23 protein-coding genes, 3 pseudogenes and 1 riboswitch are annotated in these 25,580 nt (G+C 43.1%); of the genes and pseudogenes, 10 read left to right on the plus strand and 16 right to left on the minus strand.

The features are described 5' to 3' along the window. Positions 1-89 precede the first annotated feature (89 nt). Positions 90-1,127 carry an aldose epimerase family protein gene (locus FC30_RS01000; protein WP_010688274.1) on the minus strand — a complete coding sequence of 346 codons (1,038 nt, stop codon included), beginning with the start codon at positions 1,125-1,127 and terminating at the stop codon, positions 90-92. Positions 1,128-1,448: 321 nt separating this feature from the next. Here FC30_RS01000 and FC30_RS01005 point away from each other — a divergent pair, with 321 nt between their 5' ends. Beyond that, the gene (locus FC30_RS01005; RefSeq protein ID WP_010688275.1) at positions 1,449-1,754 is read left to right on the plus strand and encodes a hypothetical protein; all 306 of its coding nucleotides are present in this window, start codon (positions 1,449-1,451) and stop codon (positions 1,752-1,754) included. Positions 1,755-1,961: 207 nt separating this feature from the next. Here the strand turns inward: FC30_RS01005 and galE are convergent, their stop codons facing one another. After that, the gene (gene galE / locus FC30_RS01010) at positions 1,962-2,957 is read right to left on the minus strand and encodes a UDP-glucose 4-epimerase GalE (protein WP_010688276.1); all 996 of its coding nucleotides are present in this window, start codon (positions 2,955-2,957) and stop codon (positions 1,962-1,964) included. A 163-nt stretch (positions 2,958-3,120) separates the two neighbouring features. On the opposite strand from galE, the gene FC30_RS01015 reads away from it, so the two are divergent. The 8 genes from FC30_RS01015 to FC30_RS01050 all read left to right on the plus strand — a co-directional run bounded on the left by FC30_RS01015 (position 3,121) and on the right by FC30_RS01050 (position 12,182). Beyond that, positions 3,121-3,858, plus strand: coding sequence for a GntR family transcriptional regulator (locus FC30_RS01015; RefSeq protein WP_010688277.1), 738 nt, complete (start codon positions 3,121-3,123; stop codon positions 3,856-3,858). Positions 3,859-3,901: 43 nt separating this feature from the next. Then, a riboswitch (TPP riboswitch) is annotated at positions 3,902-3,990 on the plus strand. 52 nt (positions 3,991-4,042) lie between these two features. After that, positions 4,043-4,609: an ECF transporter S component gene (locus tag FC30_RS01020; RefSeq protein WP_010688278.1), complete on the plus strand. Its 567-nt coding sequence runs from the start codon at positions 4,043-4,045 to the stop codon at positions 4,607-4,609. Next, positions 4,609-6,009 carry an ATP-binding cassette domain-containing protein gene (locus FC30_RS01025; protein ID WP_010688279.1) on the plus strand — a complete coding sequence of 467 codons (1,401 nt, stop codon included), beginning with the start codon at positions 4,609-4,611 and terminating at the stop codon, positions 6,007-6,009. The genes FC30_RS01020 and FC30_RS01025 overlap by 1 nt, the downstream gene beginning before the upstream one ends. Beyond that, complete coding sequence (locus FC30_RS01030) at positions 6,006-6,671, plus strand: energy-coupling factor transporter transmembrane component T family protein (protein ID WP_010688280.1); 666 nt, start codon at positions 6,006-6,008, stop codon at positions 6,669-6,671. The genes FC30_RS01025 and FC30_RS01030 overlap by 4 nt, the downstream gene beginning before the upstream one ends. Before the next feature lie 203 nt (positions 6,672-6,874). Beyond that, positions 6,875-8,101, plus strand: a complete 1,227-nt coding sequence (locus FC30_RS01035) for an acetate/propionate family kinase (protein ID WP_010688281.1) — start codon at positions 6,875-6,877, stop codon at positions 8,099-8,101. A 115-nt stretch (positions 8,102-8,216) separates the two neighbouring features. Continuing rightward, entirely contained in the window at positions 8,217-10,589 is a 2,373-nt protein-coding gene (locus tag FC30_RS01040; protein WP_010688282.1) for a phosphoketolase family protein, read from the plus strand. Between the two features lie 98 nt (positions 10,590-10,687). Next, positions 10,688-11,272 (plus strand): histidine phosphatase family protein, encoded by a 585-nt coding sequence (locus FC30_RS01045; protein WP_010688283.1) that lies wholly within the window; start codon positions 10,688-10,690, stop codon positions 11,270-11,272. Between the two features lie 10 nt (positions 11,273-11,282). Beyond that, a complete protein-coding gene (locus FC30_RS01050) occupies positions 11,283-12,182 on the plus strand; it encodes a UbiA family prenyltransferase (RefSeq protein ID WP_010688284.1) in 900 nt (299 codons plus the stop codon). Positions 12,183-12,319: 137 nt separating this feature from the next. Here FC30_RS01050 and FC30_RS01055 read toward each other — a convergent pair whose 3' ends face one another. The 11 genes and pseudogenes from FC30_RS01055 to FC30_RS01105 all read right to left on the minus strand — a co-directional run bounded on the left by FC30_RS01055 (position 12,320) and on the right by FC30_RS01105 (position 22,966). Next, a complete protein-coding gene (locus tag FC30_RS01055) occupies positions 12,320-14,230 on the minus strand; it encodes a copper-translocating P-type ATPase (protein ID WP_010688285.1) in 1,911 nt (636 codons plus the stop codon). Next, complete coding sequence (locus FC30_RS01060; RefSeq protein ID WP_010688286.1) at positions 14,227-14,601, minus strand: cupredoxin domain-containing protein; 375 nt, start codon at positions 14,599-14,601, stop codon at positions 14,227-14,229. Before FC30_RS01060 ends, FC30_RS01055 begins: the two co-directional genes overlap by 4 nt. Before the next feature lie 108 nt (positions 14,602-14,709). Continuing rightward, positions 14,710-15,450: an ABC transporter permease gene (locus FC30_RS01065; protein ID WP_010688287.1), complete on the minus strand. Its 741-nt coding sequence runs from the start codon at positions 15,448-15,450 to the stop codon at positions 14,710-14,712. Further along, positions 15,444-16,166, minus strand: coding sequence for an ABC transporter ATP-binding protein (locus tag FC30_RS01070; protein WP_010688288.1), 723 nt, complete (start codon positions 16,164-16,166; stop codon positions 15,444-15,446). The genes FC30_RS01065 and FC30_RS01070 overlap by 7 nt, the downstream gene beginning before the upstream one ends. Continuing rightward, on the minus strand, positions 16,166-17,140 hold the full coding sequence (locus FC30_RS01075; protein ID WP_420896551.1) for an ABC transporter substrate-binding protein: 975 nt from the start codon (positions 17,138-17,140) through the stop codon (positions 16,166-16,168). The genes FC30_RS01070 and FC30_RS01075 overlap by 1 nt, the downstream gene beginning before the upstream one ends. A 179-nt stretch (positions 17,141-17,319) precedes the next feature. Continuing rightward, entirely contained in the window at positions 17,320-18,927 is a 1,608-nt protein-coding gene (locus FC30_RS01080; RefSeq protein WP_010688290.1) for a putative polysaccharide biosynthesis protein, read from the minus strand. Positions 18,928-19,059: 132 nt separating this feature from the next. Continuing rightward, the gene (locus FC30_RS01085) at positions 19,060-19,422 is read right to left on the minus strand and encodes a GNAT family N-acetyltransferase (protein ID WP_010688291.1); all 363 of its coding nucleotides are present in this window, start codon (positions 19,420-19,422) and stop codon (positions 19,060-19,062) included. Between the two features lie 83 nt (positions 19,423-19,505). Continuing rightward, positions 19,506-20,216 carry a glucosamine-6-phosphate deaminase gene (locus FC30_RS01090; RefSeq protein WP_010688292.1) on the minus strand — a complete coding sequence of 237 codons (711 nt, stop codon included), beginning with the start codon at positions 20,214-20,216 and terminating at the stop codon, positions 19,506-19,508. Positions 20,217-20,297: 81 nt separating this feature from the next. Next, a complete protein-coding gene (locus FC30_RS01095; protein WP_010688293.1) occupies positions 20,298-20,765 on the minus strand; it encodes a PTS sugar transporter subunit IIA in 468 nt (155 codons plus the stop codon). A gap of 2 nt (positions 20,766-20,767) precedes the next feature. Continuing rightward, positions 20,768-22,268, minus strand: a pseudogene (locus FC30_RS09815) (PTS transporter subunit EIIC). A 5-nt stretch (positions 22,269-22,273) separates the two neighbouring features. Continuing rightward, a complete protein-coding gene (locus FC30_RS01105; RefSeq protein ID WP_029507279.1) occupies positions 22,274-22,966 on the minus strand; it encodes an N-acetylmannosamine-6-phosphate 2-epimerase in 693 nt (230 codons plus the stop codon). A 156-nt stretch (positions 22,967-23,122) separates the two neighbouring features. Between FC30_RS01105 and FC30_RS01110 the strand changes: the two genes are divergently transcribed. Then, positions 23,123-23,941, plus strand: a complete 819-nt coding sequence (locus FC30_RS01110) for a MurR/RpiR family transcriptional regulator (protein WP_010688295.1) — start codon at positions 23,123-23,125, stop codon at positions 23,939-23,941. 151 nt (positions 23,942-24,092) lie between these two features. On the opposite strand, the gene FC30_RS01115 is transcribed toward FC30_RS01110, so the two are convergent. The 3 genes and pseudogenes from FC30_RS01115 to FC30_RS09645 form a co-directional block, all read right to left on the minus strand. Next, complete coding sequence (locus tag FC30_RS01115; protein WP_010688296.1) at positions 24,093-24,965, minus strand: alpha/beta hydrolase; 873 nt, start codon at positions 24,963-24,965, stop codon at positions 24,093-24,095. Continuing rightward, positions 24,952-25,299, minus strand: a pseudogene (locus FC30_RS09235) (MFS transporter); the annotation flags it as partial. The pseudogene FC30_RS09235 and the gene FC30_RS01115, both read right to left, overlap by 14 nt. Before the next feature lie 135 nt (positions 25,300-25,434). Continuing rightward, positions 25,435-25,530: pseudogene (locus tag FC30_RS09645) on the minus strand (metallophosphoesterase); the annotation flags it as partial. Between the last annotated feature and the right edge of the window lie 50 nt (positions 25,531-25,580).

Here is a 25,580-nt window from a genome sequence, read left to right on the forward strand (position 1 = left end):
TTTAAGTATACCATTAATACTTGATAAGTGTAGTAAGTCGAATATCACAAAAAAAGACCGTGCTTCTATAAAACACGGCCCTAAAACAGTTACTTGATCTTATCGTATGCAAATTGGATGTGATATGAACGCTTACCGTTCTTCGGTAAGATGATATCACCAAAGTTTTCTTGATTGATCGCATCTGGTAAGGTCTGAGCTTCAAGCGCTAAACCTTCGCCTGGGATCGCTGGTTTACCTTGATCACGTGTGAACTTGATCTCAGTATCTAAGGCTGGCATATTGTACATTACCAAGCCGTTGCGATCGGAATCGATCGTGATCTGGTGGCCACTATCTTCATCACGTAAAACAGCGATCGGTTCTGTCCCTTTACCCGGCTGGTTGACCACAAAAGCATCATCAAAGCCGTCAGCTTCGTCAGCGGCTACTTTAACATTGCGGAACTCTCTAAAATCAAGTGGTGTATCTTCGACATCTTTGACCCGGCCAGTCGGAATATTATTTTCGTCCGTCTCTAACGTTGCACTGCTATTGATCTTAAGTGAGTGGCTGGAAAGGTCTTGGCGGTCACTCAAATTGAAGTATACATGGTTGGTCGGGTTGAACAAACTATCTTTTGAGCCACCCAATGCACTAAAGGCGATCGTCACTTTGTTATTGTTATTTAAAGTATAGATGATCGTTGCCAAAATATTTCCTGGGAAACCATCCATCTTCTCGGTGATCTTCTTTTGGAAGATAACACTCACACTATTTTTATTGCGTGAAGTGGTATAGTTCCAGTTATAAGTGCTAAATCCATTTGCGCCCCCATGTAACGTATTACCGTTCTCATTTTGTGGCAATTGAACCTGCTCACCGTTTAATTCACACTTACCACGCGCGATCCGGCCAGCTACTCGACCGATCACCTTACAGATATTTTGAGCGTTGGCATAGTAATCCTTTGTATGATCAAAACTCAATAATAAGTTCTTCTTCCCCGCACCACTTGGAACGTTAAAAGCTTGCCAGATCGCTCCCATCGTTAAGCATGAGATCTCGACTCCGTTATCGTTGACTAAAGTGATCTGAGTCACTGTATGTCCATCAAAGGTATCAAGCTCTTTTCTAAAGATATCCATCAAAAATCTCCTCCAAATCTCACTTATAAATGCGTTATTTAACTACTCTTATTTTACCGCATTTACACTTTTATTTAAAGCGCTTGCACAGATGCTTAGCGACTTTTTAAAACTTCAAAAATTGGTATAGTTTGCAGATTTTTCCTTAAACTAACCTTAAGTATTAAAGATAAGTCCTTAGACCCCCACTATTTAAGGCACTCAAATAATGATTTCTACTGATTTACTTATCAACAAATGTAAAACGTTTGCAAAAAATTTTGATCCATAGTATGGTATAGACGTTAATACAACCAAAGATTTTTCTAGGAGGGGCTTTTTATGGCTGAAACAGTAGTTGAAAAAATTGAATCACGACAGAACCACGGTAAAGCATGGCGTTTATCCGATAAGGAAAGCGGTTGCTTTTTAGATGTGACCTTTAATATTGATCTTGAAAAAACGATGAAAGAGCAACGCAACTTCTCCTTCTCTCGCTTTGTCTCGGAACAATTGAACGAGCTTTCAAAAATGGTCCCTTCACTCACAAGCAATTATAGTTTAGCGATCGATCGCGCAGCTGTTGGTCCGGCTTACTTGCCATTGGATAACGCCAAGGCAAAACCACTCTTGACCCAACTCGCCTAGATCGTATCAGGAAATGTCAGCTGGCATTTCCTTTTTTTGTGGATAAATGCAACGCAATGCAAAATGCGCACTTGAGCTATGTAGCCGTAACGTGCAATTCAGAGCAGAGACTAGTAAATAAGAGCCGCCGACATCGTAATGCAAAATACACATTACAATGTCGGCGGCTCTTATTTACTAGTCTCTAAGCACTCTGAATTGCACTTCTTATTTGTCATCATAACCGTTTGGATGACTTGAATGCCATGCCCAAGCTGTTTCGATGATGCGTTCGATGTTATCGAATTGTGGCTTCCAACCCAAGATCTCACGGGCTTTGTCGGAACTTGCAATCAAGGAATCCGGATCACCGCCACGTCTTGGAGCAATCTCAGCTGGGATCTCTTTGCCCGTTACCTTGCGAGCTGCTTCAACGATCTCAAGGTTGGAGAAACCTGTCGAAGAACCTAGGTTGAAGGCATTGGACTCATTGCCCTTGCGTAAGTAATCTACCGCTAAAATATGAGCATCCGCCAAGTCGAATGGGTGCACATAATCACGCACGTTGGTCCCATCTGGTGTGTTATAATCATCACCAAAGATCTGTAACTTATCCCGCTTGCCTTGAGCTACTTGTAAAACGATCGGTATCAGGTGCGTTTCTGGACCGTGATCTTCACCGATCGAACCATCTGGCTTAGCCCCCGCCACGTTGAAGTAACGCAATGCGACAAATTTTGTCCCGTAGGCTTCATCTGCCCAACGCATGATCTTTTCCATCATCAACTTACTTTCACCGTAAGGATTGATCGGATCTTGTGGATCACTTTCCATGATCGGCATTTTTTCAGGAATACCATAAGTTGCTGCGGTGGATGAGAAGACGATATTTTTGATATCAAATTCATTCATAACTTCCAACAACTTGACCATCCCAGCCGTGTTGTTATCAAAATACTTCAATGGCTTTTTCATCGATTCTGCGACCAATGAGTAAGCTGCAAAGTGGATCACTGCATCGATCTCAGGATTTTCTGCAAATACTTTACGCATGAAATCTTGATCTGCAAGATCGCCTTGATAAAACTTAGCCTTATCATTGATCGCAGCCCGGTGACCCGTCACTAAGCTGTCAACTACTACAACATCTTGGCCTTGGTCTACTAAGCGGTCAACTGTGTGTGAACCGATATAGCCAGCGCCACCTAAAACTAAAACTGACATTTTATTTCCTCCCAGCAGATGAGTTTCAATTCTCTCAAAAATATTCTACCATTTATTTGCCAAAATAGTTAGTAAAATTTTAGTAAAACTCATAATATTTTTTATTTCTTGTTGTTTTAGTCTTCTTGTGGTTAACTAGAATTTAATAAGAACTAGTGAAAGGGTGAGAACTACGGCCGAACTTATTTATAAACAGATCATCTCTGATCTCAAACAAAAGATCTTTGATCATGAATTCCCCGATATGAAACTGCCCGATGAACGTACGCTTGCCAGTCAATATGATGTTAGTCGTAGCTCGATCAAGCGCGCGTTGAATCGCATGGCAAATGATGGGATCATCTTCAAAAAAAGAGGCTCGGGAACTTTTATCAATCCCCTATACCTCAAAAATGAATCGGTCTTCAACTACGAAGAAGGTTCTAACTTAGGGGTCACCGATAACTTCCAAATGGACGGGAAAAAACCTAAGATCAAAGTCTTGAACTTTGACGTCGAACGTCCCAGTGAAGAATTGCAACGCGATCTCTTCTTAGATCCAGAAGATTTTGTCTACAAGATCGTGCGCTTGCGTCTCTTTGATGACCAACCATTTATGATCGAAACAGGCTATATTCCGATCAAGATCGTGCCTAAACTAGATCAACAAACGATCAAAGGCTCGATCTTTAACTACATGCAAGATAAGCACAATCAGTCAGTTACTAAATCATTTCTCTCAGTCTTTTCCGAGCCATCAACGCCTAACGATCGTGAATTATTAGGCTTAAATGAACACGAACCGACTGGGATCATGGAAGGTGTCTTTTTCTTAGATAACGGGACACCGTTTGAATATTCACACATGCGTTTCCACTACAAATATTTGAAATTCAATACCTTTGTCAGTGTTGCGCAATAAGCATAATATTTTACAGCTCACATAAACATTGCTATACTGTGAGCGATATAAGCTGGGGTGCCGTTTGGCTGAGAAATACCCATATCACCTGATCTGGTTAATACCAGCGGAGGGAGCTTAGCATTTTTTCGTGCGCCCAGACCACCACACCCCTGCTTATATAATCTAAGCAGGGGGTTTTTGTATGCAAACATACGATCCAAATTCAACAAAACAACATTGGCAAACCAAAGATATCATCTTTCTTGCCCTTTTAGCTGCCTTTTTTGGTTTGATCTATCAAGGTGCAAGCTATCTATACTACGCTTTAGCGGCAACTTTCCTTAAACCTTACGCTAATGATCTGATGCTTGGGATCTGGCTGATGGCTGGTCCACTGGCAGCGATCTTATTAAAACGTCGAGGGGCGGCTTTTTTAGGCGAATTTCTCGCTGCGACCGCTGAGATGTTGCTCTTTTCCAGCTGGGGTGCGGCTAACTTGATCACGGGTGCTTTACAAGGGGCTGCCAGTGAACTAGGCTTTTTGACTTATGGTTATAAAAATTTTGGCAAAAAAGCACTGACCTTATCTGTGATCTTTTCAGCCATTGTGACCTTTGCTTGGGATTATTTCCAAAGTGGTTACCAGGCCTACCCACTTTCGATGTTATTGACTTTATTTGGTATCCGGCTATTATCTTTAGCCTTTTTTGATGGTGTACTCATCTACCAGATCGCAAAACTCATCTCGAAAGCTAAGGTGCGCATCTGATGGTCAAATTAGAACTTAGAGAACTGACTTTTAGCTATGCCCCCGGGCGACCACCGCTCTTTGAAAAGCTGGATTTTTACGTTGAGCCCCAAACTTGTAGCTTATTAGCTACTCCTTCGGGCAGTGGTAAATCGACCTTTTTTAAATTGCTTTGTGGACTGTATCCTCAATTTGGCGGACAGATCACCCATGGCGGTATCTTTTTAGAAGATCAGCCCCTCGAACAGATCGTGCCCTTTGAACGTGCTAAACGGATCGGGATGCTATTTCAAGATCCTGACAAACGCTTTTGTATGGCGACTTTAGACCAACAATTGACCTTTGTCCTTGAAAATTTACAGCTCCCAGCTAAACAGATCACTGCCCAAAAGCAACGTATCTTGCAAGAACTAGAACTGACTTCGCTCAAAGATCGCCAACTCTCTACGCTGTCAGGTGGACAAAAGCAACAAGCGGCCCTCGCCTGTGTACTGGCGACCGAAAGTGAGATCATCTTACTCGATGAACCCTTTGCTAACGTTGATCCGACTAGTAAAGCCAAACTGTTAAAGCTATTATTGAAATTAAAAAATCAAGGCAAGACTTTTATCATCGCTGATCATGATCCCAGTGGCTACCAAGACTTGCTCGACTTTGCCTATCGCTTCAATGCCGAGCACAGTCGTCTCATCAAGTTCGACTTGTCCAAATTGACGTCAGCCACTCCGGCTCCCCTAGATCGGCGCCCATTAAAACCCGGGAAATTAACTTGGAAACAGCTCAGTTTAACTCGCGGGGAAAATTTATTGTTGAAACCACATGATCTTACCCTTCCCCAAGGGCAACTCGGGCTGTTGAGCGGAGCAAATGGTGTGGGGAAATCGACTTTATTGCAAGCGCTTTGTACCCTTATCCCCTATCAAGGAAAATTGAGCTATGCTGGGCAACGTCCACCGCATTTTTTCAAACAGCGTTGGGCCAAAACAGTCGGCCTCATGCTCCAAGAAGCGACGGCGCAATTTAGTTGTGCGACCGTCCAAGAAGAACTCGCACTTGTCAGCCGCAATACTTTAGCGCCCCACTATTGGACTAAAGAACGGCTTGCACATGCCAAACAGGTCCTGGGGCTGGATGAACTTGAGCCCCGCTCTGTTTACCAACTCTCCGGCGGGCAGCAACAAAAACTCCAATTTTTAAGTGTTTTAGCAATGGGACAACCGGTCTTACTTTTAGACGAGCCCTTCGCCAATCTCGACCAAGCTAGTATCCAGACTTGCTTGACTTTGCTCAAAGACAGTTGCCAAGCTGAACAGACCGCTGTCTTATTGACCTCGCATCAACGCGTAGGGATCACTGAAAATTTGGATTACGAACTTATTTTTGAAGATCAAACGTTAAAGCTAGGGGGAAACGAAAATTGACAAAATTTCGCTTAAATCCTACGATCCAAGTCATCCTCATGCTTGGTCTAGGGCTATTGCTCGCTTTTGCCCATGTTTTATGGCTAAATATCGCTCTTTGTGCTCTGTGCTTGCTTTACCTGGCTAGTCAACGCGTGTCTTACAAAAAGCTCGGGCTCATCTTATTGGTCAGCTTGCCCCTCGCCTTTGGAACATGGTGGTCCTTTATCGCCTTTAGTCAAACAAATGCTTGGGCCAATGCAGCCCTGTACACCAGCCGGCTCTTTTGTTATTTATTGCTAGGCTGTTGTCTGCTTTTGACCACGAGTTTAGAGAAGATCTTATTTAGCTTAGTCTTACATCTCAAGCTCTCTCAGACCTTTGTTTATGGCTTTTTAGCCGCTGCTAATATGGTCAGCGCTTTACAAAAGCAACTCCGCTTGATGCGTTATGCTGCTTTGAACAAGCAACACCCGTATCACTTCTATACCCCCGCACTCTATCTAAAGTTGATCGTGACCTCTCTTCAATGGTCCGATGCTTTAGCACAAGCAATACGAGTCCAAGGTTTTTTAGAGGGCTATCCGCGAACTTTTAGCTTTCAAGACCACCTGCCTAAGTGGCAATGGGGTCTAGCGGTGATACTTATCACTTTATACGGTGTTTTAGCCTTTTTAAATTAAATCCAAGTGAGTTTGTGAGGTAATTACTTTAAACAATGGGAGCACTTTGATGCAACAAACGCATCAGGGTGCTCCCATCGTTATTTACTAGACGTTATTGCCCTATGATAGCTCACCACTTCACAAACTGAAGCGTTTACATTGGGTGCTAGTTAGCTTATGATAGTAATGGATTTAACTATATGAAAGGGGTTTACCTCACCATGGAAAAAACATTGATCATCAACTCTGGTAGTTCTAGTTTAAAATTCAAATTATTTGCGATCCCCACCGAAGATGTCTTAGCCAGTGGGCTGATCGACCGGATCGGGATCGAAGGCTCGAGCGTGACTGTCAAATACAACGGTCAAAAATATCACCAAGAACTGCCGATCCCAGATCATGCTTTTGCCGTTGATCTCTTGTTGAAACTTTTAGTCGAACTCCATTTGCTCAAAGACCTAAACGAGATCACCGCCGTTGGTCATCGGGTCGTAGCTGGGGGCGAATACTTCGACCATTCCGTCGTTATCGACGATGATGTGATCAAAAAGATCGATGAGATCAGTGACCTAGCTCGTTTACACAATCCGGCTAATCTTTTGGGTATCAAAGTCTTCAAAAAACTTTTGCCAAATGCTTTAGCTGTTGCTTCCTTTGATACCGCCTATCACCATTCGATCCCAGAAAAAAATTATCTCTACAGCGTGCCGTACGAATGGTACGAAAAATACGGTGTCCGGCGCTACGGAGCCCACGGGATCAGTCACCGTTATGTCGCTCGCCAAGCCGCAGCTTTGATGCACAAATCGCTTAAAGACCTCAAGTTGATCACTTGTCATTTGGGAGCCGGTTCTTCTCTATGTGCTGTCAAAGATGGCAAGTCTTTTGATACAACGATGGGCTTCACCCCACTGACTGGGGTCACAATGGCGACTCGTTCGGGTGACGTCGATGTCGAACTAGTGACTTACATGATGAAAAAGTTAAACATCACCGACCCAGAAGAAATGATCTCGATCTTGACCAGACAGTCTGGACTTTTAGGGATCTCGGGCATCTCATCTGATATGCGTGACGTCATCGCTGCCAAAGATGCAGGCAACAAACGCGCACAGATCGCCGTTACGCTCTTTGTCAAAAATATCGTCCGCTATATCGGGCAATACTACGCCGAAATGAAAGGCTTAGATGGGATCGTCTTTACCGCTGGGATCGGAGAAAATTCCGATGTGATCAGAAAATTAGTCTGTGACGAACTCGAATTCATGGGCGTCAAACTAGATAACACGCTCAATTCTAAGGGTGAAGAAGGCTTTATCACTAAACCTGATTCTAAGATCGCTGCTTTGTTAGTTCCGACTGATGAAGAATTGATGATCTCACGTGATATCGAAGTGATCAAGCTCCAAGAACAAAAAGAAATTTCGAGCAAAAATCCTTTATTATAGGCGTTTGTTCCGTAAAATTTAATTTTGGTACGTCCCAATATTCAAAATGGTTGACATCTCCCAAGAAAACGTTATTATAGAAGTGTAGAAAGAAATTAACAAAGGAGATCTCGCCATGACTGTAGATTACTCATCTAAAGAATATTTAAACAAACTTGATGCTTACTGGCGTGCCGCTAACTATGTTTCCGTGGGACAACTTTACTTAAAGGACAACCCATTATTACGTCGCCCACTTGAAGCATCTGACGTGAAAGTCAAACCGATCGGCCACTGGGGTACGATCGCCGGGCAAAACTTTATCTATGCTCACTTGAACCGTGTTATCAACAAATACGACCTTGATATGTTCTATGTCGAAGGTCCAGGTCACGGTGGTCAAGTTATGGTCTCCAACTCATATCTTGATGGTAGTTATACTGAACTTTTCCCAGAGATCACGCAAGATGTTGAAGGGATGAAGAAACTCTTCAAACGTTTCTCATTCCCAGGTGGGATCGCTTCTCACGCTGCCCCTGAAACACCAGGCTCGATCCATGAAGGTGGTGAATTGGGTTACTCGATCTCCCACGCAACTGGGGCTGTCCTAGATAACCCTGATCTGATCGTGGCTGCTGTTGTTGGTGACGGTGAAGCTGAAACTGGTCCATTAGCTGCATCTTGGATGTCAAACAAGTTCATCAACCCTATAAATGACGGGGCTGTGTTACCTATTTTAGACTTAAACGGCTTTAAGATCTCTAACCCAACGATCTTGTCACGTGAATCAAACGAAAACTTACGTAAATACTTCGAAGGTCTTGGCTGGGATCCGATCTTTGTTGAAGGGACTGACCCTGAAAAGATGCACCCAGAAATGGCTGCTGGCTTAGATAAAGCTATCGAAAAGATCAAAGCTATCCAAGAAAATGCACGTAAGAACAATGACAATTCATTACCTGTATGGCCAATGATCGTCTTCCGTGCACCTAAGGGCTGGACTGGTCCAAAGGAATGGGATGGCAAACCGATCGAAAGCTCATTTAGAGCTCACCAAATTCCGATCCCAGTTGACCAAAATGACATGCAACATGCTGATGCTTTGGTCGAATGGTTGGAAAGCTACCGCCCAGAAGAATTATTTGACGAAAAAGGTGCTTTGATCCCTGAATTGGCTGAATTGACACCTAAGGGCAACAAACGTATGGCAATGAACCCACATACAAATCCTGGTTCATTGATCCGTGACTTAGCTTTACCTGATTTCCGCAACTATGCTGTGGATACAACAACACCAGGTAAGAACAAAGAACAAGATATGACTGTTTTAGGTCGTTACCTTGAAGATGTTGTTAAATTAAACGATGCTAACAAGAATTTCCGTATCTTCGGACCTGACGAAACAATGTCTAACCGTTTAGCACCACTCTTCAAAGAAACAAACCGCCAATGGATGTTGGATATCAAAGAACCTAACGATGAATTCATGGCACCACAAGGCCGGATCATCGACTCACAATTGTCTGAACACCAAGATGAAGGCTTCTTAGAAGGTTACGTCTTGACTGGTCGCCACGGTTTCTTCGCCTCATACGAAGCTTTCTTACGTGTCGTTGACTCCATGTTGACTCAACACTTCAAGTGGTTACGTAAAGCTAAGGAAATTCCTTGGAGAACAGAAATACCTTCCTTAAACGTGGTGGCTACTTCAACGGTATTCCAACAAGACCACAATGGTTACACTCACCAAGATCCAGGTCTTTTAGGTCACTTAGCTGATAAGAAACCTGAATTTATACGTGAATACTTGCCAGCTGATGCAAACTCCTTGTTGGCTGTCTTTGACAAAGTCTTAAATGACCGCGACAAGATCAACTTGATCGTTTCATCTAAGCACCCACGTGAACAATTCTACTCAGCTGCTGAAGCTAAAGAATTAGTCGACAAGGGTCTTAAGATCATCGATTGGGCTTCAACAGATCAAAACGCTGAACCAGATATCGTCTTTGCAGCTGCAGGTACAGAACCTAACTTGGAAACTTTAGCTGCAATCTCGAGCTTGCATGAAAAATTGCCTGACTTAAAGATCCGCTTCATCAATGTGGTCGACTTGTTGAAACTCAGAAGTCCTAAAGTTGACCCTCGTGGTTTGAGTGATGATGAATTTGACATGTACTTCACTAAAGACAAACCAGTTGTCTTTGCCTTCCACGGTTTTGAAGGCTTGATCCGTGACATCTTCTTTGATCGCCACAACCACAACATCAAGATCCACGGTTACCGTGAAAATGGTGATATCACCACCCCATTTGACATGCGTGTCCTAAACCAAATGGATCGTTTCGACTTAGTGAAATCAGCTGTCTTGAGCTTGCCTAACCCAGACAAGTACGGCGAATTAGTTGCTGAAATGGATAGCATCATCGCAAAACATCACCAATACATTCGTGATGAAGGTACTGACCTACCTGAAGTCGAAGCTTGGGAATGGAAACCATTGAACAAGTAATTTTGATACTAAATGAAAAAGTCCTGTTTTTCAGGGCTTTTTGTTTACTTTCAAATCGATCTTGCACTAGAATTTAAGCAGAAATGGGGGAATTTATCATGACAACTATCTATTGTGTGCGGCACGGACAAAGTGAGGCTAATTTAGCGCAGATCATGCAGGGTAGCAAGATTGACACGCCACTGACTAAACTCGGTCAACAACAAGCTTTAGCCGCTAAAGCCAAGCTAGCTAATGTAAGTTTTGATGCCGTCTATGCCAGTCCGCTCAAACGGGCCGTCCAAACCGCTAACCTCATCAGCTCAACTACACCAACTTTAGATGAACGACTAGTCGAGTTTGACTATGGGACTTGGAACGGCCAGCTTTTGACCGATCTCTATGCCCAATATCCAATGTATTTTGATGAGCATCATAACTTGTTACCTAATTCATGGGAAGTTTCAGGGGGACCGACATACGCGCAAGTCACTGCCAAACTGGAAAGTTTTTTAGCTGGAGTTACTAAAAAGCATCCCGACCAAACACTTTTAGTCGTCAGTCACGGGTTTACGCTCAAATTACTGGCAGCGTTACTTTTAGATATCGGGAATTTACAAAATCTAAGCGAACCCGCCAATGCTTCGCTCACTAAATTATTGGTAACACCTGATACCCAGACCCTCGTCTATTACGGAAAGTAGGTGCAAGACTATGCAACGCTTTAAAGCTTTAGTTCAAGCACAAACTACCTTACTGACGGTCTTGCCTCTGCTCTTAGGAACGATCATGGCTGCTTATTACTACCATCATGTAAATCTCGGTAAGACTTTTTTGTTGATTTTTTCGGCGATCTGCTTTCATTTAGCGGTCAATGGGCATAATCAATTAAGTGACTATCGCCGTTACCAAAACTCGACCGCCGCGCAAAATAGCACTAATAATATCATCAAAAGTTTCGATATTTCTATCCCGTGGGCTTACAGCGTATTAGCTATTCTACTGTTGCTCTTTGCCGGTAGTGGCCTTTATCTCGCTTATCTGAGTGGCTGGCCTCTATTGCTCTTAGGAAGTTTGAGTTTTTTAGTCGGCTATTGTTATTCCGGTGGTCCCTATCCCATGTCACAGACTCCCTTAGGCGAGTTGGTTTCAGGGCTAGCAATGGGTTTAAATATTACTTTGATCGGAGTCTACATCAATATCTATAACGCTCCGACCTACAATAATTGGTTTTGGCTAACCGGTAGTATCGTCGCCTTACCGGCTGTCTTTACGATCGCTAACATCATGCTGGCCAATAACATCTGCGACAAAGATGAAGACGTTGTGATCGGGCGTAAGACACTTGCCTATTATCTAGGTACCAAGCACAGTTTGACTTTATTACAAGCTAATTATGTTTTGAGCTATCTGAGACTGATCTTAAGTGCAGTGCTCGGTTATCTACCGTGGCTTGTACTCTTGTCCTTACTCACCGTCAAAAGCGACTATCAGCTCGTCCAAGGCTTCGTCAAAGCACCCGATAAAGTCACAACGTTCCCACGTAATGTCTTACTGTTTCATAAGATCGTCAGCCTCGAAGTTATCTTAGGCTTACTTGGTTTGTTACTGTGATCAACATAATGATATCAATACGGCTCTGAGCTAAATCGAAACGTGTTCGACAAGTAAATAGGCAAGTGGTCTACCACGCTGAAACATAGTAGACCACTTGCCTATTTATATGATTTTTAGAGCATTATCTCATATTCTTATATCTTAACTTTATTCAATAACAATGAACTACCGACAACTGAGATCGAGCTAAAGGCCATCGCTAAGCCGGCTAATTCTGGGCTGAGCGTCAAGCCCCAAGCCACGAAAACACCAGCTGCGATCGGGATCCCGACCACATTGTAGATCAAGGCCCAAAACAAATTCAATTTAATCCGTTGGAAAGTTTTTTGACTCAATTTCAGAGCTTTAACGACACCCATGAGGTCATTTTGGACTAAAACGATCCCGCCGGCTTCGATCGCAATATCAGAACCAGCTCCCATTGCGATCCCAACATCGGCCGTCGTCAAAGCGGGCGCATCATTGATCCCATCCCCGACAAAGGCGGTTTTTCCTTGCTTTTGTTCTTGTTCGATGTAGTTTACCTTTTCTTGCGGTAAGACCCCAGCAATAACCTCATCGATCCCAACTTCTTTAGCGATCGCTTGGGCTGCTCGTTCATTATCACCTGTCAGCATTACTGTCTTTAAGCCTTGAGCTTGTAATAAGGCCAAAGCTTGCTTAGAAGTCGGTTTCGGGGCATCTTGAATGGCGATCATCCCAATAACTTTACCCGCTAGACCGACCAGTGAAACGGTCTTACCTTGAGCTTGTAAGTCATGGAGCGTTTGCTGTTGCTCGGTGGTCAATTCATCATCACCCAAAAGCCGTTCATTTCCGATAAAGGCTACTTGATCTTCAAATTTGGCAGTTACGCCCATCCCTTTTTGGGCTTTAAAGTCAGTCACCAGACTTAACTTTAGCTGTTCTTGTTCCGCTTGTTTTAAGATCGCTTGGGCTAATGGATGTTCTGAATCCGCTTCTAGGCTAGCTGCCACCGTTAAAACTAAGCCACTGTCTTCGCCGACGACATCAGTTACGACCGGCTTACCTTCAGTGATCGTCCCCGTTTTATCTAGGACGATCGTTTTTAATTGGTCAACTAACTCTAAAACTTCACCATTTTTGATCAAAACACCCATTTTAGCACTCCGACCCGTTCCGACCATCAAAGCTGTCGGTGTCGCTAATCCCAGCGCACACGGGCAAGCGATCACGATCACAGCGATCGCATAGAGCAAGGCCGTGATCGCACTTGCACCTAAGAAGACGTACCACACAACATAAGTCACGATCGCTAAGATCATTACTAACGGGACAAAATAATTTGAGATCTTATCCGTTAACTTTTGGATCGGTGCATGACTGGTCTGGGCTTTTTTGACCAATTCGACGATCTGGGATAGTAAGGTTTCCGCACTGACTTTTTTAGCTTCAAACACCAAAGTTCCATCGGTATTCAACGTTGAACCAATAACTGGCTCACCCTTTGTCTTTTCGACGGGCATACTTTCCCCAGTCACCATCGATTCATCGACCAAAGAATCGCCCCGGACGACAATGCCATCAACTGCGATCTTTTCGCCCGGCTTGACCTGGACCAGATCACCAACTTTAACTTGATCTAGAGGTATTTTTACCGGTTTACCAGCGCGTAAGACCGTCGCCTCTTTAGCTTGCAGATCGAGAAGCTTTTCAACAGCGCTCGAAGCATTATTGCGCATTCTTTCTTCAAAGACTTGTCCTAATAAAACAAAGACCGTGATGAAAGCAGCACTTTCAAAGTACACGGGGCGTCCTGTGGCCATCGCAAAGATACTGTAAAAATAAGCGACCGCTGTCCCTAAGGCCACCAATGTATCCATATTGGCATTATGATGCTTAAAAGCTGCATAGGCACTACGCCAAAATGGATAAGCAGCAAAGGCCATGATCAATGTCGTCGTGACCAATGCGATCCAATTATACCCAGGCATCATTACACCAAAGGGCATCAATAACATGTCCACCAACATCGGTAACGATAAAACTAATGCAAGCCAAAAACGTTTTTGATATGACATCATTTAACGATCACCTTCCCATGAAACATGTTCATCCCACAAGCATAATTGAATTCACCCGCCTTATGCGTATCGATCTTGATCGCATGGTCTTGATCTTTGGGCAAGGTCTCATTGATCCCAAAATCTTCAAAGACGACTTTTTCCAAACATGCTGATGGATCTTTACGTTCAAAAACGATCTCAGCTGGAACATCCTTTTTCAAAACAACAGTATTTGGCGTATAACCCCCATCGACTACAACTTTTACTTTTTGCAAATTTTTATCTTCCATCGTTGCACTTACCTCTTTTTGTTCATGTTTGCCAAAGAACCACCAACTGATAAAGCCGATCAAAACTACTGCTACAACTAGTGTCAATGCTTGTGCCATTTATTTCTCCTTCTTCCGTTTACATTTGTAATCACAACTATATAATACACCTATGTTTACAAATGTCAACAAAAAAGTTCAGCCTACTTACGACTGAACTTTCACATATTATTTATTTTGCCAGCGTAAACAGTAACGCTCTAAACCGCTGATCGTTAAAAATAAAAGAAACGAGACCACACTGATCACAATGATCCCACCAAACATCGCTAAGTAATCCAAGCGATTCCACTGGTCCATGATATAGTAACCCATACCATACTGTGTCCCATACATCTCTGTGAAAAATAGCGTGGCAATGGCGGTCCCTAAAGCGATCTTCAACGCAGAGAAAAAGCCCGCCAAACTCGCTGGCCCCGTAACATTGACAAAAGTCTGCCACCGATCAGCAGCCAACACATCTAGCACTTGATACATCGTGGGTGGGATCTGTTTGACCGCATCCCGGACTCCAATGATGATTTGAAAGACGATGATCAAAGTGATCGTAATGATCTTTGAAGCATTGCCTAAGCCAGCTAACAACATGATCACAGGCAGTAAAGCGATCTTGGGGATCGGATACGTAAAATACACCAGTGGTTCAAATAATGCTCCAAATTTAGGCAAACAAACGCTCATGATCCCCAATGGAACACCGATGAGTGTCGCAAACACTAAACTCATTGCCAGCCGATACAAACTAAAGTAGATATTCCACCATAGATCCATATTCAACAAGTGGGGAAAATACATATATACCGCCCAAGGAGTCGGCAAAAGGGGCCGATCTACGACCCAAGCTCCCAACGCCCACAAAATATGCAAGATGAGCACAGCATACAGCAACTGCAAGCCACGTTTTACCATAATGTTGCCACCAACCCTTCTAATTTCGTCAAAGCCGGCGCCAAGATCTCTGGACGGTCGCGGTTAGTAAATGAAACTTCTTGAAGTGGATTTTCGATCAAGCGTGGCTGGTCTTTAGTCAAGATCAAGATCTGGTCACTGAGTTGTAAAGCTTCTTTTAGATCATGCGTGACCATCAATGTCGTTACCGGGCTTTGTTGCCACTGCGCTAAGAACAACTGTTGAGCCCGGCGCTTGATCACCGTATCTAAAGCAGAGAAAGCTTCATCCAACAATAACAGATCAGGTGTCAAAGCAAAGGCCCGCGCTAAGGCCACTCGTTGCTTTTGGCCTCCAGAAAGTTGACTGGGATAACGAGTTAAAACGTCGGTCAACTCCAAGGTCGCACACAGTTGCTGTACTTTTCTAGTATCCAGCTTTTGCCCCTTGAGCTTAGCCCCTAGTTCGATGTTTTGTCTGACACGCTTCCAAGGTAGTAAGCCATAATCTTGGGGCACCAATGCGAGGGTGGCTTGCTTAGGTGTGACCGGTTTACCATTTAAAGAGATCCCACCACTGTGCGGCAATAAGTCCGCGATCGCATTTAAAAGCGTCGTCTTCCCACTCCCAGATGGACCCAAAATGGCTAAGATCGTCTGTTCAGGGATCTTCAAACTAAGATCGGTGATGACTTGACGCTTCGCATATCCGATCGTCAAGTGCTCAAGTTCAAACATTACTTAGCCACCGGTAATTGGTAGTGACTAGCATCGATATCACTTTTCAAGATGCCCTCTTCTTTAGCATAGTTGAAGGCTGCTTGAAGCATCTTAGCTGGGACACGTCCCGCTTTTTCATAATGAGGCAAAGTGTAGTTTTTAGCGACCGCTTCTGGGAAGCCAAGATCTTTGGTCAAGATTGCTTGATAATCGCTGGCCTTATGCTTATTGATCTGAGCAACTGCTTTATTATAGGCTGTTGTCAATTTTGCCAAAGTAGCCTTGTCATCGCCCAATTTCTTGTCTACACCAAGGATCGTTGTTTGGTAAGTCTTAGGATCACTTTTAGCGATCTCTTTTAAGCCACTTGCTTTAGCCATACTCAAAAATGGATCAGGTAAGATCGTGGCGTCGGCTTGCTTTTGTTCAACTAATTGCAAACGAGCAGGAATAGCTGGGACTTCCTTGATCGTTACGTCACTAGCGGAAAGACCGTTTTGCTTTAATTGTTGATAGAGGTAAAATGTTGGGGTTTGACGTGGCAAAGTTGCAACTGATTTACCTTTAAGATCAGCCACATTTTTTACGCTATCATCACTTGTGACGATCCCAAAATAACCGGTCAAGCCAGTCGCACTCTTCCAACCTAAGTCACCATTGACATAACTAGCCAAAGCGACCACATCAGTCACAGCAGCATCCAATTGTCCCCCGGAGATCGCTGCATCACGTTCTTTAGGTGATTTAAAGTTAGTCAATTTGACATCCAGACCTTGATCTTTAAAATATCCTTCCTTTTGCGCAATATATAATGGCAAAGAATCCGGTGCTGGCATCGTTCCAATATTTAAAGTAACTTTCTTATCAGATTTTGCTGAAGAGGAGCTATTTTTAACGGCATCTTCACTCGGAGTGCATGCACTCAAAGTCAAGACGACCAATAAAAAGGCGCCTAATGCAGTAAGTAATTTAGTGTGTTTCACCAATAACATCTCCATCCATAAATTTTTAGTCACTGAAAGTTTAAGAAAAAAATTATCAGCTGTCAACTAAAATAGCTCAGTTTGCAAGCGGGCGAATAACCCCGTAGAAATAGAAATAACGAGAGCTCTATCACGATCACATCTTGATAGAACCCTCGTTATTTATACGGCACAACTCACGCACCCGACTAATGTTTGCCCTTGACGGCTAATTTAACTTTAAAACCAAAGACTTCTTTGAAAATGCCACTCTTGTTCAACAAGGCGATATACAATAGCACAAAGGCTCCGCCAAAGACCGCTGCATACAAGAAGGCCGTCAATTTATTTTGTGGTAGATAGACTAGACTGACCAATTCGTTTGTCAGATAAGCCGCTAAAGCTACCAATAAATTGATCACAATGATCAACTTCACATTTCTCATCTGACCTCTTACCAGATAATGCTTCTTGATCTGGCCATACACCCCTAAGGAGATCAGTAAAAACGATACTGTCGTCGCACTTAAAGCACCGTACGCTCCCCAAAGATAGGTGAACGGAACTTGTAAGGCTAATTTTAAAATGATCCCTAAGGTCAAATAACGCACAGCTAGGCGATGTTTACCAAGTGATTGAACGATCGTAAAGAAGTCCGTAAACAGTGCCAGTGCGATACTTGTAACTAGGGCATATGCTAATAAGTTAGCTCCCAAACGACTAAACGGGAAAAAGACCCCGTTTACTTCCCAAGACAACACCGCTAATAATAGCGAACTTGGCAAAAGTGTCAGTAGCATCAATTCGATGTTTTGTGCGATCGTTTTACCGATCTGATGCTTTTCATTACGCTTGGCCAATGTTGCTAACAACGGCAAGGAAGATTCAGAGATCGCGATCGTTAACGAGATAACGACCGTCGTGATCTTACTTGGATTGGCTGAAAAATACGTGTACAGATCTTGGGCTTGTAATGCATCCAATCCCGTCAGATCGACCATGATATCTTTAAAGGTCAGCTGATCGATAAATTGATAGATCGTGATCGCGGAACCAACAAAGATAAATGGTAAAGCTTCTTTGAAAATATTTTTAAAGATCGTAAAGACATGCATATCATGAGCAGGAACACTTTCATGGTAAAGCTCGCGGTAATGCCCCATGCGCTTTCTCGAGTAGGCGATCAGATATATGTAACTTGCCAAAGCCCCGATAAAGGTCGCAAACGTACTGTAATTGACCGCTTTGATGTAACTTCCATGTTGGACGAGCATGATCCAATAAGTCGCCCCCAAAATAAAGAGCACCCGGATCAATTGTTCCCATAATTGAGAAACGCCCATCGGTTGCATATCGGAATTACCTTGATAAAAGCCCCGGATCATACTCATCGGTGGCAAGATGATCAAAGTCGGCACCATCACCCGGATCGCTGTTGTCGCCACCTCAGTCGAAACGACCGCACTTCTTTGCGCGATCATTGGAGCAAAAATATAGAGCAATAGCCCACACAACGAACCCGTAAAGAGCATAAACAACATCCCGTATTTAAAAACATGGACACTATCTTTAAAGCGATTTTGCCCATTATACTCAGCAACTTGGCGGGCGATCGCAGTCGGAAAGCCAGCTACTCCGAGCGATAGAAACAGAGCATACGGTGTATAAGCTGCATTAAAAATAGCTTGGGCAGCATTTTGATCACTAGGTGAACCGATCATCATCAGCCACGGGATAAGATAAATGATCCCTAAGACCCGTGAAAGGATACTCCCAAGCATCATCCAGAAAGTTCCGGATAATAGTTTGTTTTTCATTTCGATTCTCGCTTTTCAATTTAAACTCAATATTTAGCCAAAATTATGGCCACACAATAGACATTATATACTATAATTAAAAAATTTTCTTTTAAATCATAAAAAAAGCCGATCATGACTCCTACATCATGATCAGCTTAGATCGCGGTAAAAATAAACCATATCCTTCAAAGAGATCCCCTCAGCATAGATCGGCTGCGGGTAGCTCAAAAAGAAATCAGGTTCGATGCGCAAAAAGCGGAAACCGTTGCGCAGATAAAACCGCATGTTATTCAAATCAGCATCACCAGTCCCAACGATCAACCGTTTGACCTGCGTGCTTTGGGCTAAGATCGCATATTCGATAAGTTTTGTGGCGATCTTTTGGCGTTGAAATTCAGGCAAGACCGCTAGATTTTTCAATTCAAAGACGGTCGGTTCTTCCGTCGGAACGATCAAAGCCACACCCACTGTTTGGCCAAATTTCTTAGCTAAATATAGCTCACCTGTCTGCAAATACGCTTACACTTTAGTCTCATCTTCATCGCCCAATAACAGCAGCTCTAAAAACTGTTCTCTGTTAGTACCGTGATACTGCTCTAGTCTAAATTTAACAATGAAGCAGCATCTTCATCTACGATCACCGTCACATTTGGATGCTTTTGCAAAATACTTGCAGGAACAGCGGTCGTTACTTCACCTTCGACCATCGCTTTGATCGCTTCGGCTTTGTTTTTGCCAAATGCTTCCAGCAAGATCTTCTTTGAGCGCATGATCTCGCCGATACCCATTGAGTAAGCATATTTAGGCACATCTTCGTAGTTGTCGAAGTAACGTGAATTAGCTTTGATCGTTGAATCGGTCAAATGGATCTTAGAAGTCGTTGAATCAAAGGCACTCCCTGGTTCATTGAAACCAATATGTCCATTTTCACCGATCCCGAGAAGTTGGAGATCGATCGGATTGTCTGCGATCACTTGACTGTAACGCTTAGTCTCGGCATTGGCATCGAGGTTCGTGCCATCTGGCAAGTAGGACTTCTTGAATGGCTTTTTGTCAAAGAGATGATGTTGCATGTAGTAGTGATAGCTTTGTTCATCATCAGGAGCTAAGCCTACATACTCATCCAAGTTGACTGAAACATCATCGCTAAAGTCAAGGTCGCTTGCAACTATTTGTTCATAAGTTGTTTCTGGGGTCCCACCAGTCGCTAAGCCAAAAACTTTGGCACCGCTATCATGTTCTTGTTTAAAAATTTCTGCTGCTTTTTTGCCACCTTCAAATTTGTCTTTAACTACAATAATTTCCATGGTCCATTCTCCCTTCCGTGTTGGTATAGTCCAATTATAGTTCTAAGCGTTACCAAATGCAAGCAATATGTTTTGATACTTTTAATCAAGTTTTATCGTAGCGCAAACTTGGCCATGTTGCTCACGCTCTTGTTCAAGCAATGTCACTGTTTCACCCGAAGTTACCAATACTAAAACTGCAGTAGCTTTACCTGCCGTGATGATCTGTTGGCGATCCATTTTGCATAATCGTGTCTGTGGATCGACATTTTGGCCTTCTGTAACTAAGAGCTCAAACGGTGTCCCGTTCAGTTCGACCGTATCTAAGCCTAAGTGCAATAACAGTTCTGGAACTTGTTTAGTTTTTATCCTGATCGCATGCTTAGTTGGAAAAATATTGGTGATCTTACCAGCAACCGGTGCATAGATCATATCAGCTGTTGGTTCGATCGCAAAACCTTGACCCATTAACCCCTGTGAAAAAACTTTATCAGGCACCTGGGCTAATTTGATCAGTTTACCGTCAACTGGTGAGCTTAGATCCAATTTCTTCTTTTTTAGTCCAAACATATTTAATCACCTTTTCCTAAAATTTGATTGATCTCTTGGCTAAAGAGATTTGCTTTCCCGCCAAAAACAGCTTGGATACCGCCACCTACTTCAAGCACAGCTACGGCACCTAAACTCTTGAGCGTTTTCTTATCAACTTTACTCTTATCAACAACAGCTACCCGCAAGCACGTCGCACAAGCTTCGACCGTTTCGATATTTTCAGCCCCACCTAAGGCCTTGATCACAGTTTTAGCTTCAGCATTCAAAGAGCTATCTGTAGCCTCAGTTTGCACTGGCACATCTTCTTCGATTTCCATCCCTGGGATCGCAACTTTGAATTTCTTGATACAGAAAGTAAAGACAAGATAATAAACGACTGCCCAAACGGCGCCAAAGAGAATAACGCGCATCCAATTAGTCTTATCTTCACCTTGTAAGATCCCAAACAATAGGAAGTCAATGAACCCACCGGAGAAGGAATTTCCGATCCGAATGTTCAATAGATCAGCGAACAAGAATGATAACCCATCTAAAGATGCATGGATCACATATAACCAAGGTGCGACAAATAAGAAAGTATATTCGATCGGTTCCGTGATCCCAGTCAAAAATGAAGTCAAGCCACCGCTGAGATACAAACCACCATCTTTTTGGCGATTTCTCTTTGGCAAGCAGCGATACATCGCATAAGCTGCGGCTGGCAGACCAAACATCATCGTTGCAAACCGACCGGCAAAGAAACGAGTACCGTAAGTGAATAACCCGGTATGGTTAGGATCAGCTAGCTGTGCAAAAAAGATATTTTGTGCCCCCTGAGATCGTATGCCCGGCGACAACTTCGGTCCCACCTAATGAGGTGTACCAGAAAAGCGGATAGATCGTGTGGTGTAGCCCAACTGCTCCGGTCAAGCGCAATAAGAAACCATATAAGAAAGTCCCAAAAGCTCCCATATGAGCAATACTTTCACCAGCTGATCTTAGCCAATCTTGGATCGGAGGCCAGATCAGATAGAAAAAGGCACCGATCACGATCGCAGCTAAAGCTGAAATTATCGGAATAAAACGCGAGCCCCCAAAGAAGCCTAAAAATTGCGGTAACTGTATTTTACGATAATGATTATGCAAATAAGCGACAGTACAACCGATCACGATCGCACCGACAACGCCTGTATCGATCGTTGTGCCTTTGGGTGAAAATAATTCCAGTAAGCCACTGATCGTTGCCGTATAAACTAGAAATGAGACCCCACCTGCTAAACCAGCGGTCCCTTTATCAGCGGTCGCCAAACCAACTGCGATCCCGATCGTAAAGATCAACGCCAAGTTAGCAAAGACGGCATTGCCAGCAAAACTCATAACTTTTAAGATCGTTTGGAGCCAAGCTTGGTCTAAAAATGGATAAGTTTTGACCGCACTTTCATTACTCAAGGCTCCACCTAGGCCTAGCAAAAGACCTGCGACTGGCAAAATAGAGATCGGTAACATAAACGCCTGTCCTAGGCGGGAAAATTTCTTAAACATATTTATTACCCCCTTAATTCATCGATAAAACGGGTCGCTATTTCTTTTGGTCGAGTGATTGCACCTCCGACAACGATGCCTGCGACCCCTAATTCTTGAACTTTTTTTGCTTGCGCTGGTGTATGGATCTTACCTTCTGCGATCACATCTAGACCGGCTTCGACCAATCCTTTGATCAACTGATAATTAGGGCCATCAACACTGACACTTTCTGCTGTGTAACCAGCTAAAGTCGTCCCGATAAAATCAACTCCCGCCTTAGCTGCATTTATTCCTTCTTCCAAAGTAGAAATATCGGCCATCAATAATTGCTGTGGATACTTTTGCTTAACTTGCTGAATAAACTCATTGATCGTCAAGCCATCAAACCGCTCGCGTAAAGTACAATCTAATGCAATGACTTCAACACCTGTCTCGACCAATTCGTCAACCTCTTTCATCGTTGCCGTAATATATGGTTCATTCGGCGGATAGTCTCGTTTAATAATTCCAATTATGGGTAGATCAACAACTTCCTTGATCTCCAAAATATCTCGAACTGAATTAGCTCTGATCCCGACTGCTCCAGCTTGCTCAGCTGCCAGCGCCAATAGTGGCATTACTCCACCCTTTGGCGTATACAGTGGTTCTCCCGGCAAAGCTTGACATGACACGATCAAGCCACCTTTGATCTCACGTAGAAATTCATCTTTTTCCATACCCCTCACTCCATTTTTATATTTTTGGGAGAATATCTCCAACCACAATATAACACCTCCGTTGGTTTTTGTAAACGTTTTCATCCATTTTCGGAGAAATATGGAGAATCACTCCGAAAAAGTGTATAGTTATAGATATAGAAAGAGGTCATTCACATGAGATTAAGCGAAAAGATCCACCAAAATTATTTTTCTCTAACACCAGCCGAAAAAAAAGTTGCCGATCATTTTTTATGGGCTGGGACTGATATCATCTATGAAACAATGAATGATATCAAACAAAAAACCAATGTTGGCGATGCCACGATCGTTCGACTCTGTCATAAATTAGGCTACGATGGTTTCTCTGATCTAAAAGTCGAAGTCGCCAAAGAAGATTATTCAAGCAACGTGCACCAGACAGCACATTCTCCATACGCAAGCATCGAAACGGCTTTGACTAAAACGATCAGCACTACTTTAAATAAACTAAACAAAGATGTGCTGACAGAAGCTATCTCCTTGTTAGATCAAGCGCAACGGATCTATATTTTTGGTGTTGGAGGCAGTGCGCTCTCCAGTAATGCCTTAGAAAGTATGCTTTTGCGGGTCGGTGTCCGCGCCCAAGCCGTGACAGATCCTCACTACCAAGCCCAATTAGCTGCAGTCACAAACTCGTCTGATCTGATCATTGCATTTTCTCTGACTGGGCGAACTAAAGATACACTGGAGCCACTTAAGCTCGCTAAAAACAATCAGGCTAAGGTCATCGCGATCACGACTTATCCTGCTTCCCCGATCGCAACACAGGCTGATTTAGTTTTACAGACAGCAGTTGATGATTTTTTGAATGGCGGTTCCTTAGTCGGGCGCCTATCACAACTTTTGATCGGTGATGTTTTAGTCTATGAATACGAGAAACTCCACGCAAAAGAAACTATAACTGCACGCGAAAAAGTGGTCAGAGCTATCTTAAACAAACGTAAACAAGAATAAACTAGAAAACGATCGAATCAAAAACTGATCCGATCGTTTTTACTTACATTATTAAACTCAGTATCACACCGACAACGACCAAAGTTCCCACCAGAACTAATGCTTGCCGAGCTTTGATGCGTTGGTCAAAGTTATCTTTCATAGTGTTCACCTAAAATATCTGTTTTGCATAATGCTCAAACAGCGTGACCGTTGCTTCTAACGTATGATGTGCTCCCGGTAACTCATAGTATTTAAGGTCTGTATCATTAAAACCGCGATACTTTTTCATTTCCCTGATCTGCTTTTGCAAAAGCTCAGCTGCGGGATCACGACTGCCCGCTCCGGCTAAGATCTTAAAATCTAGATCCGGGTATTTCTTAGGTGTTTGGGCCAATTTTTTGGCGGTCTGCTTGGTTGCTGTACCACCACCATCTTCTTGGATGACCCAACTATCCCCGCCTAGGGTAACAAATGTCTTAAAGTATGGCAGTTGTTCTTCAAAAACATACCAACTCGTGATCGCACCCATCGAAAAGCCACCGATCGCCCGGTGTGCCCGTGTTTGCTGGAGTTCTTTTTTGGTAGTACTTTTAGCATATGTGCTATACTTAGCTTCAACTTTAGGTATTAAGGCCCCCATCAGCTCAGTTCGCGCAAAAAAGCGACTCAATTTATCATCTTTTTGATAATCACCCGTGACAAAAGCTTGGCTTGGATAAAATGTCGGAAAGACGACCAAAGTATTCTGCAACTTACCTTGCTTAGCTAATTTATCTAACACCTGCTTGTAGTGACTGTTTTCATAAAAACCAGTTGCTGAATCCCCCGAACCATGCAAGAAATACAACACATCGTACTGCTTTTGTTTATCATAATTAGCTGGTACATAGACTAAAGCCTTTTTAGAATAAGTTTTACCTTGATAGCGGATCTTATAGGTCACCGTCTCAGTCTTAGAGCCACTTGCATGGACTGGCTCACTAAAACTGAGCAAGCCCCAGATACAAATGCTAACAACGATGATCTGTCTAAATAGTTTCATTATGCTTCGCCCTTTTCGAGTTTTTGTCATGGATCATGATATACACCAATAATAACACAGCTAGGCCAGCGGCAACATATAAGACCGTGTTGCTAGCGATCCAACCGTATTTTGCGACCAAGATCCCGATCAAAGCAGTGGCAAGCGTTTCGCCAAAAATATATTAGAAAAAGCCCATAAAACCCGTCGAAGAGCCTACAGCAAACTTCGGTACGACTTCATTGACCATCAACCCGACCAGCGTTAAAGGTGCATAGATCAAGGTCCCCATGAGCAAAAGATTGATCACGATCACCGTTTTATCGCTGCTGAAAAAATACGTGGTCAAACAAATAACCTTACTGTTATAACGTTTTAACAGCTTTAGTTTAGCACAACATTCACCTTCGTGTTAGCGCTTACACTTGTGATTTTTATTACTATATTTATAAAAATGCATCCAGCTAACTCTCAACTGAATGCTAAATACTTATACATAACAATAAAATACAGTTATTTCAGGAATGACCCCAAACCTAGCCGAGATCCGTGTCATTCCGATCCCAGTGTTGACATAAAGCTTAGTTGCTGGCGCGCAGAGCTATCGTGTGACAACTTTAAAGGCAAACGTTATAA

Source organism: Ligilactobacillus animalis KCTC 3501 = DSM 20602 (genome assembly GCF_001434535.1).
In the GTDB taxonomy this organism is placed as follows: Bacteria; Bacillota; Bacilli; order Lactobacillales; family Lactobacillaceae; genus Ligilactobacillus; species Ligilactobacillus animalis.

Excerpts from the sequence above, each read along its gene's own strand:
- FC30_RS01000 (WP_010688274.1), bottom strand. The coding sequence starts at position 1,127 with ATGGATATCTTTAGAAAAGAGCTTGATACCTTTGATGGACATACAGTG.
- FC30_RS01005 (WP_010688275.1), top strand. The coding sequence starts at position 1,449 with ATGGCTGAAACAGTAGTTGAAAAAATTGAATCACGACAGAACCACGGT.
- galE (WP_010688276.1), bottom strand. The coding sequence starts at position 2,957 with ATGTCAGTTTTAGTTTTAGGTGGCGCTGGCTATATCGGTTCACACACA.
- FC30_RS01020 (WP_010688278.1), top strand. The coding sequence starts at position 4,043 with ATGCAAACATACGATCCAAATTCAACAAAACAACATTGGCAAACCAAA.
- FC30_RS01025 (WP_010688279.1), top strand. The coding sequence starts at position 4,609 with ATGGTCAAATTAGAACTTAGAGAACTGACTTTTAGCTATGCCCCCGGG.
- FC30_RS01035 (WP_010688281.1), top strand. The coding sequence starts at position 6,875 with ATGGAAAAAACATTGATCATCAACTCTGGTAGTTCTAGTTTAAAATTC.
- FC30_RS01040 (WP_010688282.1), top strand. The coding sequence starts at position 8,217 with ATGACTGTAGATTACTCATCTAAAGAATATTTAAACAAACTTGATGCT.
- FC30_RS01045 (WP_010688283.1), top strand. The coding sequence starts at position 10,688 with ATGACAACTATCTATTGTGTGCGGCACGGACAAAGTGAGGCTAATTTA.
- FC30_RS01050 (WP_010688284.1), top strand. The coding sequence starts at position 11,283 with ATGCAACGCTTTAAAGCTTTAGTTCAAGCACAAACTACCTTACTGACG.
- FC30_RS01055 (WP_010688285.1), bottom strand. The coding sequence starts at position 14,230 with ATGATGTCATATCAAAAACGTTTTTGGCTTGCATTAGTTTTATCGTTA.
- FC30_RS01060 (WP_010688286.1), bottom strand. The coding sequence starts at position 14,601 with ATGGCACAAGCATTGACACTAGTTGTAGCAGTAGTTTTGATCGGCTTT.
- FC30_RS01065 (WP_010688287.1), bottom strand. The coding sequence starts at position 15,450 with ATGGTAAAACGTGGCTTGCAGTTGCTGTATGCTGTGCTCATCTTGCAT.
- FC30_RS01070 (WP_010688288.1), bottom strand. The coding sequence starts at position 16,166 with ATGTTTGAACTTGAGCACTTGACGATCGGATATGCGAAGCGTCAAGTC.
- FC30_RS01075 (WP_420896551.1), bottom strand. The coding sequence starts at position 17,140 with ATGTTATTGGTGAAACACACTAAATTACTTACTGCATTAGGCGCCTTT.
- FC30_RS01080 (WP_010688290.1), bottom strand. The coding sequence starts at position 18,927 with ATGAAAAACAAACTATTATCCGGAACTTTCTGGATGATGCTTGGGAGT.
- FC30_RS01090 (WP_010688292.1), bottom strand. The coding sequence starts at position 20,216 with ATGGAAATTATTGTAGTTAAAGACAAATTTGAAGGTGGCAAAAAAGCA.
- FC30_RS01095 (WP_010688293.1), bottom strand. The coding sequence starts at position 20,765 with ATGTTTGGACTAAAAAAGAAGAAATTGGATCTAAGCTCACCAGTTGAC.
- FC30_RS01105 (WP_029507279.1), bottom strand. The coding sequence starts at position 22,966 with ATGGAAAAAGATGAATTTCTACGTGAGATCAAAGGTGGCTTGATCGTG.
- FC30_RS01110 (WP_010688295.1), top strand. The coding sequence starts at position 23,123 with ATGAGATTAAGCGAAAAGATCCACCAAAATTATTTTTCTCTAACACCA.
- FC30_RS01115 (WP_010688296.1), bottom strand. The coding sequence starts at position 24,965 with ATGAAACTATTTAGACAGATCATCGTTGTTAGCATTTGTATCTGGGGC.